This is a genomic window from Allobosea minatitlanensis (assembly GCF_964020775.1).
This window is the reverse complement of sequence record NZ_OZ224509.1, coordinates 3,032,718-3,047,160: the sequence shown is the minus strand read 5'-3', so window position 1 is coordinate 3,047,160 and position 14,443 is coordinate 3,032,718. Positions and strand designations below refer to the sequence as shown.

Below are 14,443 nucleotides of genomic sequence, written 5' to 3'. Positions count from 1 at the left end.
TTTCAGCAGGAACAGGCGGGATGGTTACCCGGAGGTCTACGGGCGTGCAGGCGGCGGGAGGAGGCTTCAGCTCTCGGTATCCTGCCGGATCGGCGTGTCGGCCGGCCGGAACTGCTTGCCCCGGACGAGGCGCACCAGGGTCCTGATCAGGGCGGCGACGACGACCGCCAGCGGCAGGGCCATCACGGCATTGCCGTCGAGCGCGAGCCAGACCGCCAAGCCGCAACTGGCGGCGACTCCGAGGAGCAGCAGCAGCTTCATGGGCGGATGGTGCCTGCGCCCGGCAAGCCAGGCAAGAGGCCCCTCGCAGGAGGCGGGGCCGTCCTCGCCGGCTCGGCCCCGGCCCGCTCACCGAAACGCGCATTGACGGCGCGCTCCCGGCGGGGAAGGATGCGGTCGTGCTCGCCGTCTCTGCTCCCGAGTTTCGGGGCGCAACCGGACCGAACTGGGCGCCGAAGCGCAGCTTCCTGAGGCTGGCTCTCGGGGTGGCGCTATCTGTGCTGTCCGGGGCCGGCCTGGCCGCCGCGGGCGGGCTCGAGCGCTGGTCCTTGCCGGAAACGCCCGAATTGGCGCTGCAGCGCCTCGATGCGGGGCCGCTCGCTCTCGCGGAATTGCGCGGCAAGCCCGTCATCGTCCATTTCTTCGCCACCTGGCGCGGGCCCTGCATCACGGAAATGGCGTCCCTGAACGCGCTCGCACGGCGCGGCGATCCCGCCGTGACCATCCTCGCCGTCAATGTCGGCGAGGTTCCGGCGCGGCTGCGCAGCGTCTTCAGGGCACGCCCCGTCGATTTCCCGGTGCTGCTCGACGCGGACCGCGCCGCGACGAAGCGCTGGCAGGTCCTCGGCCTGCCCACGAGCTTCGTGCTCGACACAAAGCTGCGCCCGGCGCTTCGGACCGAGGAGCCGCTGGACTGGCTGAGCCCGCCGGTCCTCGAAGCCCTCTCCGGCATGGAGCGGGCGGGCGGCGCGGAACCGCCCGGCGCGACCGCCGCGGCCAAAGAGGAAGGACCCATCCGATGATCGATCGTCGCCTTATGCTCCAGGCGGGCGCCGCGGCCGGCGCCGCGCTGCTGCTTCCGCGCCACGGTTTCGCGCAGGCGCCCGCCTTCGCGCCGAAGCCGGGAGCATGGCGCCATTTCGAGGTGGTGACCCGGCTCGACCTCGCCGGGCAGGGCAAGGCGCAGGCCTGGATCCCGCTGCCTTCGGTGGAGGAGGAAGCCTGGATCAGACCCGGCAAGAGCGACTGGACCACCAACGCCGCCTCGGCCGAGCTGGTGCGCGAGCCGAAATACGGCGCGCAGATGCTGCATCTCGTCTTCAGGGACGGCGAGGCGGCGCCGTCCGTCGAGCTCCGCAGCCGTTTTTCGCTGCGCGACCGGGCGGAGGATTTCGCAGCGGGCGGCAAGGCGGCGTTGGCGGAGGCCGACCGCAAGCTCTATCTCGAGGCGACCGAGCTGATGCCCACCGACGGCATCGTCAGGGAAACGGCCGAGAAGGCCGTGGCGGGCAAGGCGAGCGACGTTGAGAAGGCGCGCGCCATCTATCAATGGGTCGTCGAGAACACCTTCCGCGACGCCAGGACGCGCGGCTGCGGCTCCGGCGATGTCGCCTCGATGCTGCGCACCGGCAATCTCGGCGGCAAATGCGCCGATCTGAATGCGCTTTACGTCGCGCTGGTCCGTTCCGTCGGCATTCCGGCGCGCGACATCTACGGCATCCGCGTCGCGCCGTCGCGCTTCGGCTATGCCAGCTTGGGAGCCGGCTCGGCGACGATCACCAAGGCGCAGCATTGCCGTGCCGAGGTCTGGCTCGAGGGGCATGGCTGGGTCGCGACCGATCCGGCCAATGTCCGCAAGGTCGTGCTGGAGGAGCCGCCCGGCAACAACGCCATCGACAATCCCAAGGTGGTCGCGGCGCGCCAGACGCTGTTCGGCGCCTGGGAGGGCAACTGGCTCGGCTACAACATGGCGCATGACGTCGCGCTGCCGGGCTCGCGCCACAAGGTCGCCTTCCTGATGTACCCGCAGGCCGAGGTCGCCGGCGCGCTGCTCGACTGCCTCGACCCCGACGGTTTCAGATACGCGATCAAATCGGCCGAGATCGCCGCCTGATCCGGCCGTCGCGGGACAGGGTGACGGAATGCGGGCCATCCCGGCCGCCGCGAGGCGAGGAGCCGGGATGGCCGCGTCAGCGCAATTCGGGCCGAGGCGGCGCCGAAAGGAGATTGTCGAGATGAGTGACACGATCGAGCGCGAAGCCCCGGTGCAGGCGCCGGCGCCCCGGCTGACCAGCCTCGCCCATGGCGGCGGTTGCGGCTGCAAGCTCGCGCCTTCGGTGCTGCAGGAGCTGCTGGCCGAGCATCCCGCCGCGGGCCCCTACAGGCAGCTCCTCGTCGGCACCGAGACCGGCGACGACGCGGCGGTCTGGCAGATCGACGACGAGACCTGCGTCGTCGCCACCACCGATTTCTTCATGCCGATGGTCGACGATCCGCATGATTTCGGCCGCATCGCCGCGACCAACGCCATCTCCGACGTCTACGCCATGGGCGGCAAGCCGATCATGGCGCTCGCCATCCTCGGCATGCCGCTCGACAAGCTGCCCGTGGCGATGACGCGCGAGATCCTGAAAGGCGGCGCATCGATCTGCGCCGAGGCCGGCATTCCCGTGGCCGGCGGGCATTCCATCGACGCGCCGGAGCCGATCTACGGGCTCGCCGTGATCGGCCTGCTCAACCCGAAGAATCTGCGGCGCAACAACGCGGCGAGGCCGGGCGACGCGCTGATCCTGACCAAGGCGCTCGGGGTCGGCATCTATTCGGCGGCCTTCAAGAAGGGCGAGCTCTCGCCGGCGGCTTATGACGAGATGCTCGCCTCGGTGACGCTGCTCAACCGCGTCGGCGCCGAGCTGGCGCAGGATGCCGACGTCCATGCGGTCACCGACGTCACCGGCTTCGGCATCCTCGGCCATGGGCTGGAGATGGCGCGCGGCTCGGGCGCGACCCTGCGGCTCAGCCTGGCCGATCTGCCTTTCCTGTCGCAGGCGGAGCGGCTGGCGCAGGAGGGCCGGGTGACCGGCGCCTCGCACCGGAACTGGGCGAGCTATGGCGAGGGTGCCACGCTGCCGGCCGGCTTGCCCGACTGGCGCCGCCATTTGCTTACCGATCCGCAGACCTCCGGCGGCCTGCTCGTTTCCTGCAAGGCGGAGCGGGCCGGGGATCTGCTCGCCCGGATCAGGGCGGCGGGTTATCCGTCCGCGCGGATCGTCGGCAGGGTCGAGGCCGGTCCGGAGCGCGTCGTGGTGGCCTGACGCGGCCTCACGCCTCCTCGACCTTGAGGGTCCGGCCCCAGACGTCGAAGAAGGCGCCCTCGTTCAGCACCAGCCGGTTGCCGCGCAGCGCGGTTTCCAGCTCCCGCAGCCGGGCGCGGGCGGTCTCGTCGGGCACCAGGCCGCCATCGTCGTCGCGGGTCGGGAAGAAGGCGGCGCCGTCCCAGTTCACGCCGGCGCCGCGCAGCATCAGCACGATATCGCCCCAGTCGATCGCGTCGCCGACCACATGGACGAAGGTCGAGCGCAGCGGCTCGACCTTCGTCTGGGCGATCCTCACCAGCACGATCAGCGCCGTGAAGGGCCCTTTGCGGAAGAGCCGGCCGAGCCAGCGGTCGAAATCGGTGCCGAGCCCGCGCTCCCGGCCGCTAGAAGTCGACACGCGGCGTCTCGGGCATGTAGCGCTCGAACAGCGCATAGAACTCGCTGCCGGTCTCGGCGCGATACCAGTCCTCGAAGCGGCGCAACGCTGCCGCCGCGCCTGATTCCGCGGCATTGCCGTCGGCAGCGGCGGCGCCGGGCGCCAGGCTTGCCGACAGCGCCTCGAGAAAGGGCGACAGCCGGTCGAGCACGAGCGCCTGCCGGGGGCCGGGCTCCTCCCAGCCGAGCGTCTGCGCGATGACGAAGCGGGCCCGGGCGACGGCTTTCTCCGGCTCCTCGGCCTCGGCGATGGCGGTCGCGACGCTGCGCACCAGGTTGAGGCGCCGGAAGGCCGTGGCGCGCGCGCCGGCGAGCGTGGCGATCCGCGCCGCCGCTTCCTTGCGATAGGCGTCCTCGGCCTGCCGGGCGGTCTCGGCGGCCTGCACGAAGCCGGCGATCAGGGCGGGGGCGGGGGATTCGCTGTCGATCATCTGGCCTCTCCGGCATCGGCCGGGCAACCGGAAGCCGGGCTTCGGAGGAGGCCGATGCGAGCAGCGGGGAACCGACGAGGCCGCACTGGATTCGCCATTCAATGCGACGCCGTCGAAACTGGCGGAAGAGAATGGGAGTCGAACCCACCAGAGACCGTCTGACGGCCCCTCCCGGATTTGAAGTCCGGACGCCCCACCGGGGACGTTTCTCCTCCATCGGGCGTGGCCGGCAGCGGGCCGAACAGGTCGAGCCGCTGCCGGTTGACGCGCCTCAGATCGCCGCGGCGGATGGTGACGCCGTGACGGTCGAGGAATTCGAGGATCTGGATAGCGACCTTTCGCCCGTTGTCGAGCCTGTCGCGGAATTGCGCGGCGTTGAAGCCCGCCGCCGCCTTCGATGCGAGCCCCGATGCGACGCCGACCATCTCGGCGACGGTGGGGCGCAGGAAGAAATGATCGAGCGCGACCTCGTGCACGTCGCCGCGCCGCCCCACGAGCCGGAACAGCCGGCGGATATCCTCCTCGCGCCGGCCGAGCATCTGGCCGATATCGCGCACGCGCGGCGGGCGGAAGCGCTCCCCGCCGCCGATCAGCGGCGCGACCAGCGTCCAGAGCGCCTCGTCCTCGGGGGAAAGCCGGACCTCGTGGTCCGGCCGCCTGATCCAGGAGCCGGAGGCGGCGACCAGCCCGTCCTCCGTCAGCCGCGCCAGGACCTGGCGGAAGAGCGGCGTCGGCTGGCGCGGGGCGACCGCGAGCCGCAGGCGCTCCAGCCCCATGCCGGGCAGATCGGGGTGGTCGGCGTGATAGGCGTCGAGCGTCGCCGCCACCGACCGCGCCAGCGCCTGCCAGTGCTGGGGGAGCATGGCGAGCGCGCCGATCCTGACGAGGCCGAGGCCTGCGGCCAGTTCGCCGGCCGCTTCGGGGGCGAGGGCGCGATCGCGGACGAAGCTGTCGAGCACGGCATGATGGGGAGGCACCGAAAGCAGGGCGCGCAAGGCTTCGGCCGGATCTGCCAGGCCGAGGGCCGCAAGCTGCGCCAGCCGTTCAGGGCTGCGGCGCCTGCGCTCGGGCGCGCGCAGATCGAGGAAGCGGCCGCCGCCGAGGGTGCGCGAGGCCGAGACGTCGCGCAGCACGAAACGGTCGAGCGCCGCGGCGGCGAGCGGGCTGTCGAGCACGAGCTGGACCGGGGCCGTTGCGCCCGGCGCGATCTCCTTTCCGAGCAGGACGATGCGTGCGCCGACCTCCGCCGCCGCATGATGCAGACGCACCGGCTGCCACATGGCGAGCGGCTTCGCTTCCGAGGCGAGCAGCGTGACTTCGGCGTCGATCCGGCTCGCCGGGGCGTGCAGGGCCGGAGTCACCACCATGTCGCCGTGCCGGATCGCTTCCTTCGTGACGCCCGGTCCGGCGAGGTTGAGCGCGCAGCGGTCCCCGGCGCGGCCGGCTCCGGCGGGGAGATTCTGGGCGTGGATCGAGCGGATGCGCGCCGGCAGGCCGGAGGGGGAGACGACGACGCTGTCGCCGGTCGAGACGGTCCCGGAGAGCACCGTGCCGGTCACGACGGTGCCGGCGCCCTGCAAGGTGAAGCAGCGGTCGACCGCAAGGCGGAAGGCTCCGCCGGCCGGCCGGTTGCGGCCTTGCCGCGCCTTCTCCGCGAGCAGGAGGCCGAGCTGCGCCAGCCCTTCGCCGGTCATGGTCGAGACCGGCAGCATCGGCGACCCGGCGAAGGGCGTGCCGGCGAGCAGCGCCGCGACCTCGACGCCGACGGCGGCGATCCGCTCCGCATCGACGAGGTCCGTCTTGGTCAGGGCGATCACCGCGTCGCGGATGCCGAGCAGCCGGGCGATGGCGACATGCTCGCGCGTCTGCGGCATCACCCCGTCATCCGCCGCGACCGCCAGCAGGAGCAGGTCGATGCCGGAGGCGCCGGCCAGCATCGTATGGACCAGCTTCTCATGGCCGGGCACGTCGATGAAGCCGATCGCGGAACCGTCGTCTTGCGGCCAATAGGCGAAGCCGAGCGCGATCGAGATGCCGCGCGCCTTCTCCTCCTTCAGCCGGTCGGTGTCGACGCCGGTCAGCCGCCCCACCAGCGAGGTCTTGCCGTGGTCGATATGGCCCGCCGTGCCGATGATCATGGCTCAGGCCTCCGCCGGGGAGACAGCGGCCCGCGCGGCCTTGATGAAGGGCGCGGCGAGCCGGCTGCCCTTGCTCTCGGCGGCCAGCAGCAGGTCGAGCGCGTGCCGCGCATCGGGCGCGAGGCCCTGGCCGAGCAAGGTCGCGGCGCCGAGCATGGCTTCGGCGTCGGGATCGCCGGCCGCCATGCCGCGCCGCCACCAATCGGCGGCGACAGCCGGGTCGCGCTCCACCCCGAGCGCATCGTGGAACATCATGCCGAGCCGCGTCATGCTGGTCGCGACGCCGGCCTGCGCGGCGGCCTGCGCCCAGTGCAGCGCTTCCGGCCGGTCGCCGGGCGCGCCGCCCTCGAGCAGCATCCAGGACAGCATGTCCTGCGCGGGCGCGTCGCCCTGCTCGGCCGCCAGCCGGTAGAGGCGCATCGCTTCCGTGTCGCTCTGCGCGACGCCGTCGCCCCTGAAATGCAAGGCCGCCAGATTGCGCTGCCCGACAGGGTCGCCGTTCTCCGCCGCAAGCGAGAGCCAGCGCAGCGCGAGCGCGAAATCGCGCGCGACGCCGAGCCCTTCGGCGAAGCAGGCGCCGATATTGTTCTGCGCCCGTCCGACGCCGGCCTGGGCGAGCGGCCCCCAGAGCGCCAGCGCCGTGCGATGGTCGCCGCGTTCGGCCGCTTCGGCCGCGCGTGCCATGACGGCGCCGATATCCGCCGCGCCGGCGCCGTTCCTGCCGCGCAGCCGGTCAAGCCAGCCCATCGCCGCCTCCGGGCTTCAGTGCGGCGAGCTGTGCGGCGAAGCTGCTTTCGTCCGAAAGGCAGCGCAGGTCGAAGACCAGCGCACCCTGCGCGATCCGCCCGATCACCGGCAGCGGCACGGCCCGGAAGGCGGCCGCCAGCGCCTCGACCGCCGCGCCGGAGGCCTTGCCCGACGGCCTGATCGCCAGCCCCGCGCTCGGCAGGGTTTCCAACGGCAGGGCGCCGGAACCGATCTGGCTGGCGCAGGCGATGGTCTCGACGGCCCAGCCCGGGCCGAGCGCTGCCGCCAGGCGCGGCCGCAGCCGCTCCGCCAGCGCATGCAGTTCCTCCGCCTTGCGCGTGAACAGCCGCAGCGTCGGCAGGCGCTCCGCCAGCCGGTCGGGGTCGCGATAGAGCCTGAGCGTTGCCTCCAGCGCCGCCAGCCGCAACTTGTCGAGCCGCAGCGCTCGTTTCAGCGGATTCCTGGCGAGCCTGGCGATCAGCTCCTTGCGCCCGGCGACGATGCCGGCCTGCGGTCCGCCGAGCAGCTTGTCGCCGGAGAAGGTGACGAGGTCGGCGCCGCCCTGCAGCGCATCCTGCACCGTCTTTTCATGGCGCAGCCCCCAGCGGGCGAGGTCGATCAGCGTGCCGGAGCCGAGATCGTCGACGAAGGGCAGGCCGTGGGCGCGGGCGAGCTTCGCCAGCTCCGCCGGCGCGACCTCCGCCGTGAAGCCCTGCACGACATAGTTGGAGGTGTGCACCTTGAGCAGCAGCCCGGTATCGGGGCCGATGGCCTCGGCATAATCCTTGAGATGCGTGCGGTTGGTGGTGCCGACCTCGCGCAGGATCGCGCCGGCGCGGCCCATGATGTCCGGCATGCGGAAGGCGCCGCCGATCTCGATCAGCTCGCCGCGCGAGACGACGGCCTCGCGATCCCTGGCGAGCGTGTTGAGCACGAGCAGGACCGCCGAGGCGTTGTTGTTCACCAGAACGGCGTCCTCCGCGCCGGTCAGCTCGCGGATCAGCCCGCGCACATGGGCATCGCGCTCGCCGCGCTGCCCGGCCTCGACCTCGTATTCGAGATTGGTCGGCGCGCGCATCGCCGCGACCACCGCCTCGATCGCCTCCTCGGCCAGCAGAGCCCGGCCGAGATTGGTGTGCAGCACCGTTCCGGTGAGGTTGATGACGGGACGCTGCGACGGCTGCCCGCGCCGCTCCAGCGCTTCGAGGGCGCCGCGGGCGATCGCGTCGGCCGCGCCGAGGCGGGGGGCCTCGCCCTGCCGCATCCGTTCCAGAACCTGCCGCACGACCCGGGTCGTCTCGGCGCGGCCGTGGCGGGCGATGGCGAGCGCGCCCTCGCCGCTGCGCAGGATCTCGTCGACCGAGGGCGGGCGGAAGCGTTCGGGCCGGTTCATCAGGCTCCCTCCGGGAGACGCATGATCGTCAATAGCCGAGCAGGAATGGGTTCACTCCCGCGCGCCGCCAGCCGGCTTCGGTCACCAGCAAATCGAGGCCGAGGCTGGCGACATCGTCGGCCACGGCTTCCAGCTCCGTATCCTTGCGCCGGTTCAGGATCTTCACATAGGTCCGGCATTCGCCGCAGGTCTCGGCCTTGATCGTGTCGGCGATGCCCTCGATCGCCTGATAGGAAATGCCCTTGGTCGACCCGCAGGAGACGCATTTCACCCGGACATGGTTCCACTGCGCCGCGCAGAGCGAGCACTGGACGTAGCGCACCCCCTCGACATTGACGTCGGCGACGACGGCGCTGGTCACCGGCGGGGCGCCGCAGCAGGGGCAGACGCCGTCCGCGACCGGCTGCGGCAGCAGCGGGTCGAGCTGCGCGCTGCGCCGCGCCGCCACGACCTGCAACGCCGCCGCCGCGAAGATGTGCTCGGCCACCGCCTCGACCGGGATCGCATCGGCCAGAACGGCGTCGAACAGGGCGTGAAGCGCCTCCTCGCCCGCCGCCGTCACGCGTTCCAGCGCGCCGCGGGCGAGATCGGGCATGGCGATGGCCTCAAGCCGGGCCGCCAGCCCGGAGAGGGCTGCCGCGGCGGCGGGTTCCGTCGCCAGCTCCTCGCGCGGCATCAGCGGCATGGCGTTCGCCGCGCGCGTCCTGAGCGCGCCGGGAGCGGGCAGGGTGGGGGGCGGAGCGGCGCGCACGACCTCGTCCTGCGCTGCCGAAAGCGCTGCGAGAAAGCCGAGATAGGGTTCGAGCTGGTGGCCGGGGGCCAGGGCCGCGAAGCGCATCGCCCGCAGGCCGAACAGCGTTTCCGGCGCGGGCAGGCGGATGAAGGGCGGCTTGTCGCGTTCCGCGATGCCGACCTCGTCGGGGGCTTCGAGCCCGGGAAGCTCAGTCATTCCGATCCTCTCGAACCGCACGGGTCACGGGAGGCGGGGCGGCGGCGGCCCCGCATCAGGGCATTGTGCTACTCGGCCGGGCCGATATTGGGGCGGCGCGGCGGCGCCTGGCGCTCGTCGATCACGCCTTCGCGCGCCTCGTGGCGCAGCCAGAGCCGATGGTGGCGGAAGGCCCAGCCGCCCGTCACCTTGCCCTCGGTCATCGCCGCCATGGTGCCGCGCACATAGAAGCCGGCATAGATATGGACGATGACCACCAGCAGCATGGCGACGGCCGCCAGCGCGTGGATGATATGGCCGAAGCGCTGCTGCTCGATGGTGAAGCTGTCGCCGAAATACTCGTACCAGATCATGATTCCCGTCGCGAACAGGACGAGGATCAGCAGCGTCATCAGCCAGAAGACGATCTTCTGGGCGCCGTTGTACTTGCCGATCTCGGGCAGGTTCTCCTCATGGCCGGACATCACGTCGCCGATATGGCGCATCCACTGCGTGTCGACCTTCCTCCAGAAATTATGGCGCACCATCTGGACGAAGAGGACGGCGAAGCTCGCCAGCAGCACGACGCCGAGCCAGGGGTGAAGGGCGCGGGTGTTGGCGCCGCCGCCGAACAGGCTCGACAGGAAGAACAGGGCCGGATGGAACAGCGCGGCACCGCTGAGGGCGAGCAGGATCAGCGAGATCGCGGTGATCCAGTGGTTGACGCGCACGCGGCCGGGATAGCGGTCGACGGTGGTGCGCTCCTCCTCACGTCTGACGGCCACGGGCAGCCTCCTCGTCGATCAGGTGCTCGGCTTCGCGGTCCTCGGCGCGGCTGACGTCGTTGCGCCGCGCGACGATGCCGTGGACGAAGGCGAAGGCGGCGGCGAAGCCGACCGCAGCCATGCCGGCATATTTGGTCAGCCCCTTCCACAATTCGACGACCTGGCTGATCCGCGGGTTCTGCGGCAGCCCGGCATAGAGCTGCGGCTGGTCGGCATGATGCAGCACATACATCACATGGGTGCCGCCGACGCCGGGCGGATCGTAGATCCCGGCATTCTCGAAGCCGCGCGACTTCAGGTCGGTGATGCGCGTCTGCGCATAGGTCAGCATCGCCTGCTTGGTGCCGAACACGATGGCGCCGGTCGGGCAGGCCTTGGCGCAGGCCGGCGCCTGGCCGACCGAGACCCGGTCCGAGCAGAGCGTGCATTTATAGGCCTTGTGGTCGGCCTGGCTGATGCGCGGGATGTTGAACGGACAGCCCTTCACGCAATAGCCGCAGCCGATGCAGTTCTCCGAGACGAAATCGACGATGCCGTTGTTGTACTGCACGATCGCGCCGGGGGAGGGGCAGGCCTTGAGGCAGCCCGGATCGGCGCAGTGCATGCAGCCATCCTTGCGGATCAGCCATTCGAGATTGCCGCTCTGCGGGTTCTCCCATTCGGTGAACCGCATCAGCGTCCAGGTGTTCGGCGTCAGGTCGTGCGGGTTGTCGTAGGAGCCGGTATTGAAGCCGACCTCCTCGCGCAGATTGTTCCATTCCAGGCAGGCCGCCTGGCAGGCCTTGCAGCCGATGCATTTCGAGACGTCGATGAGCTTGGCCACCTCGAAATCGTGGCGGACGTCCGGCGGCCGGAAATTGGTCGCCGAGATGCGGGCGAAGTCCTGACTCTGCAATCCTGCCATCGGACCCTCCCTAGCTCGTCGCCGGTCCGTTGGACGGCTCGACATTCACCAGGAACGCCTTGAATTCGGGCGTCTCGATGTTGGCGTCGCCGACGAACGGGGTGAGGCTGTTGGGGCCGAAGCCCTTCCTGGCCGCACCGGTGAAGCCCCAGTGGAGCGGGATGCCGACGACATGGACGGTCTTGCCGTCGCAGATCAGCGGCTTGATGCGCTTGGTCACCACGGCCTTGGCATAGACCGTGCCGCGGTTGGACGAGACCTTCACCCAGCCGCCGTTCTGGATGGTCTTCTCCTGGGCGAGCTGCTCGCTGATCTCGACGAAGAACTCCGGCTGGAGCACGGCATTCACCCAGACATGCTTGGTCCAGTAGTGGAAATGCTCGGTCAGGCGGTAGGAGGTCGCCGCATAGGGGAACTTGTCCGAGGTCCCGAGCGCGGCGAGGTCGTCCTTGAAGATGCGCGCTGCGGGATTGCCGCGGATCTTGGGCGCCAGCACATTGGCGACCGGGCTCTCGAACGGCTCGTAATGGGCCGGGAAGGGGCCATCCTTCATCATCCCGCGCACGAACAGCCGCGCCGTTCCCTCCGGGTTCATGATGAACGGGCCGACATCGCGCGGCTTGGCCGCCGGCGCGATGTCCGGCACGTCGTAGCCGGTCCAGGCCGTGCCGTTCCATTCGATCAGCTTGCGCCGGGGGTCCCAGGCCTTGCCGTCGATATCCGCCGAGGCGCGGTTGTAAAGGATGCGCCGGTTGGCGGGCCAGGAGAAGGCCCAGTTCGCATAGGCGCCGGTATTGGCCGGGTCGCTGGTATCGCGCCGGGCCATCATGTTGCCCTTCTCGGTCCAACAGCCGGAATAGATCCAGCAGCCGCAAGCGGTCGAGCCGTCGTCGCGCAACTGCCCGAAGGTGTCGAGCTGCTTGCCCTTCTCCAGCAGCACCTTGGTCGGATCGGCCGGGTCGGTGACCGTCGAGACGACATAGCCGTTCATCTCCCTGGCCATCTCGTCCGGCTGCGGGTCGTCCGCGACCCGGTAGGGCCAGTGCAGATTGACGATCGGATCGGGGAAGGCGCCGCCTTCCTTGATGTAGAGGGCGCGCAGGCGCTGGAAGAGCTGCGCCATGATCCAGGTATCGGTCTTCGCCTCTCCCGGAGGCTCGGCGCCCGGCCAGTGCCATTGCAGCCAGCGGCCGGAATTGACCAGCGAACCCTCGTCCTCGGCGAAGCAGGTGGTCGGCAGCTCGAACACCTCGGTCTGGATGTCCTCGGGCTTGACGTCGTTATGGACGCCCTCGTCCTTCCAGAACCGCGCGGTCTCGGTCTGCAGCGGGTCCATCACCACCAGGAACTTCAGCTTCGACAGCGCCTGCGAGACCTTGCCGCGGTTCGACAGCGAGAGCAGCGGGTTGAAGCCCTGGCAGAAATAGCCGTTCACCTTGCCCTGGTGCATCATGTCGAAGGTGCGCAGCATGTCGTAGCCGGGCACGTCGAGCTTCGGCAGCCATTGATAGGCGAAGTCGTTCTCCGCCGTCGCGGCCGGCCCCCACATCGACTTCAGGAAGCTCACCATGAACTTCCTGTAGTTCTGCCAGTAGCTCATCTGGTTGGGCCGGAGCGGCTTGAAGCCGCGCGTCGACATATAGGTCGGGAAGTCGACCTCCTTGTCGGTCGGCAGCGTCAGATAGCCCGGGATCAGGTTCGACATCAGGCCGATATCGGTGAGCCCCTGGATGTTGGAGTGTCCGCGCAGCGCGTTCATGCCGCCGCCGCGCAGGCCGATATTGCCGAGCAGCAACTGCAGCATCGCCATCGAGCGGATGTTCTGCGAGCCCTTGGAGTGCTGCGTCCAGCCGAGCGCGTACATCGAGGTCATGACCTTGTCGCGCGCCGAGGTCTCCGCGATCATCTTGCAGACCGTGAGGTACTTGTCCTTGGGCGTGCCGCAGATGCGCTCGACCATCTCCGGCGTATAGGCCGAGACGTGCTTCCTCAGGAGCTGGTAGACGCAGCGCGGATGCTGCAGCGTCTCGTCGACCTGGACATAGCCGTCCGGCCCGAGCTCGTATTCCCAGCTCGAGCGGTCGTAGTCGCGCTTGGCCTCGTCATAGCCCGTGAACAGGCCGTCCTGATAGCCGAAGCCCTCCTTGACGATATAGGGCGCGTTGGTGAAGGCGCGCACATAGTCGTGCTGGATCTTGTCGTTGTCGATGCAGTACTTGATGGCGCCGAGCAGGAAGGCGATGTCGGTGCCCTGCCGGATCGGCGCGTAATAATCCGCGACCGAGGCCGAGCGCGTGAAGCGCGGATCGACGACGATCAGCTTGGCGCCGCGCTGGGCCTTGGCCTCGGTGACCCATTTGAAGCCGCAGGGATGCGCCTCGGCGGCGTTGCCGCCCATGATGATGACGAGGTCGGTGTTCTTGATGTCCGTCCAGGAGTTGGTCATCGCACCGCGACCGAATGTTGGGGCCAGACTGGCCACCGTCGGTCCGTGTCAGACGCGCGCCTGGTTGTCGAACGCCAAAATCCCGGAACTTCGGACCACTTTATAGGTCAGGAACGCCGTCTCGTTCGTCGTCGCCGAGGCGGCGAGGAAGCCCGTCGTCAGCCAGCGGTTGACCGTGACGCCGTCCTGGTTCGTCCTGATGAAGTTCTTGTCGCGGTCGTCCTTCATCAGCCGCGCGATGCGGTCGAGCGCCTCGTTCCAACCGATCGGCCGGAACGCCTTCTCGCCGGGGCCGCGATATTGCGGCGTCGTGGTGCGCGTCTCGGAATGGATGAAGTCGAGGAGGGCGGACCCTTTCGGGCAGAGCGTGCCGCGATTGGTCGGATGGTCCGGGTCGCCTTCGATATGGACGATCGCCTGATGGGCGTTCTTCGACTTGTCGCCCAGGCTGTACATGATCACGCCGCAGGCGACGGAGCAGTACGGGCAGGTGTTTCGGGTTTCCGTCGTGCCGGTCAGCTTGAAGGGCCGCACGGCCTGGGCGAGGGCTTCCTCAGCCCCGCCGAATCCGAGCGCGGCGACGGCAGATCCGCCAAGCCCCGCTCCTGCGGCTTTCATGAACTGGCGGCGCGAGAGCTCTTGCAGCATCTCAACCTCCCAGGCGAACAATCACACATCGTTCAATTTGGAATAATGAGACTCTGGCCCGGAAGCGTCAAGCCGGGCCAGGGAGAGGCTCTCCCAGCGCGTCCTAGACTTTTGTCGTAATCATCCCGCGCCGCTGCAGGGCCCTGCCGGACGGCCGGCGGCGGGAGCCCGTTCAGGCGGACGGGCACGCAGGGATGGGGCCGGGCGCGCGCCCTGCGTCCTTCTCCGGTCGCGGGGCAGGGCGCCCGATCCGGCGCGCGGCCCTGTTCGCGGG

Annotated in this window: 12 protein-coding genes, 1 tRNA gene and 1 pseudogene; 3 read left to right on the top strand and 11 right to left on the bottom strand. The window is 69.9% G+C overall.

The window, feature by feature from the left end; genetic code table 11:
• Positions 1-66: 66 nt before the first annotated feature.
• Positions 67-261, bottom strand: coding sequence for a hypothetical protein (locus ACWH43_RS14935; protein ID WP_158446061.1), 195 nt, complete (start codon positions 259-261; stop codon positions 67-69).
• Between the two features lie 137 nt (positions 262-398).
• Between ACWH43_RS14935 and ACWH43_RS14930 the strand changes: the two genes are divergently transcribed.
• From ACWH43_RS14930 to selD, 3 genes are all read left to right on the top strand, one after another.
• Complete coding sequence (locus ACWH43_RS14930) at positions 399-1,022, top strand: TlpA disulfide reductase family protein (RefSeq protein ID WP_260347906.1); 624 nt, start codon at positions 399-401, stop codon at positions 1,020-1,022.
• Positions 1,019-2,113, top strand: a complete 1,095-nt coding sequence (locus tag ACWH43_RS14925) for a transglutaminase-like domain-containing protein (RefSeq protein ID WP_448153532.1) — start codon at positions 1,019-1,021, stop codon at positions 2,111-2,113. The genes ACWH43_RS14930 and ACWH43_RS14925 overlap by 4 nt, the downstream gene beginning before the upstream one ends.
• Before the next feature lie 121 nt (positions 2,114-2,234).
• A complete protein-coding gene (gene selD / locus ACWH43_RS14920; RefSeq protein ID WP_375796992.1) occupies positions 2,235-3,311 on the top strand; it encodes a selenide, water dikinase SelD in 1,077 nt (358 codons plus the stop codon).
• A gap of 7 nt (positions 3,312-3,318) precedes the next feature.
• On the opposite strand, the gene ACWH43_RS14915 is transcribed toward selD, so the two are convergent.
• The 10 genes and pseudogenes from ACWH43_RS14915 to fdnG all read right to left on the bottom strand — a co-directional run bounded on the left by ACWH43_RS14915 (position 3,319) and on the right by fdnG (position 14,169).
• Complete coding sequence (locus ACWH43_RS14915; RefSeq protein WP_158448252.1) at positions 3,319-3,711, bottom strand: hypothetical protein; 393 nt, start codon at positions 3,709-3,711, stop codon at positions 3,319-3,321.
• Positions 3,698-4,180 (bottom strand): hypothetical protein, encoded by a 483-nt coding sequence (locus tag ACWH43_RS14910; protein WP_158448253.1) that lies wholly within the window; start codon positions 4,178-4,180, stop codon positions 3,698-3,700. Before ACWH43_RS14910 ends, ACWH43_RS14915 begins: the two co-directional genes overlap by 14 nt.
• Positions 4,181-4,299: 119 nt before the next feature.
• Positions 4,300-4,395 (bottom strand) — tRNA-Sec (locus ACWH43_RS14905).
• A gap of 108 nt (positions 4,396-4,503) precedes the next feature.
• Positions 4,504-6,318: pseudogene (selB, locus tag ACWH43_RS14900) on the bottom strand (selenocysteine-specific translation elongation factor); the annotation flags it as partial.
• 3 nt (positions 6,319-6,321) lie between these two features.
• Positions 6,322-7,002 (bottom strand): tetratricopeptide repeat protein, encoded by a 681-nt coding sequence (locus tag ACWH43_RS14895; protein WP_448153662.1) that lies wholly within the window; start codon positions 7,000-7,002, stop codon positions 6,322-6,324.
• Between the two features lie 49 nt (positions 7,003-7,051).
• On the bottom strand, positions 7,052-8,458 hold the full coding sequence (gene selA, locus ACWH43_RS14890) for an L-seryl-tRNA(Sec) selenium transferase (RefSeq protein WP_158445136.1): 1,407 nt from the start codon (positions 8,456-8,458) through the stop codon (positions 7,052-7,054).
• Positions 8,459-8,486: 28 nt separating this feature from the next.
• Positions 8,487-9,407 carry a formate dehydrogenase accessory protein FdhE gene (fdhE, locus tag ACWH43_RS14885; RefSeq protein WP_158445137.1) on the bottom strand — a complete coding sequence of 307 codons (921 nt, stop codon included), beginning with the start codon at positions 9,405-9,407 and terminating at the stop codon, positions 8,487-8,489.
• 68 nt (positions 9,408-9,475) lie between these two features.
• Positions 9,476-10,171 carry a formate dehydrogenase subunit gamma gene (locus ACWH43_RS14880; protein ID WP_260347905.1) on the bottom strand — a complete coding sequence of 232 codons (696 nt, stop codon included), beginning with the start codon at positions 10,169-10,171 and terminating at the stop codon, positions 9,476-9,478.
• Complete coding sequence (gene fdxH, locus ACWH43_RS14875) at positions 10,155-11,075, bottom strand: formate dehydrogenase subunit beta (protein WP_158445139.1); 921 nt, start codon at positions 11,073-11,075, stop codon at positions 10,155-10,157. Before fdxH ends, ACWH43_RS14880 begins: the two co-directional genes overlap by 17 nt.
• 10 nt (positions 11,076-11,085) lie before the next feature.
• Positions 11,086-14,169 (bottom strand): formate dehydrogenase-N subunit alpha, encoded by a 3,084-nt coding sequence (gene fdnG / locus ACWH43_RS14870; protein WP_158445140.1) that lies wholly within the window; start codon positions 14,167-14,169, stop codon positions 11,086-11,088.
• Between the last annotated feature and the right edge of the window lie 274 nt (positions 14,170-14,443).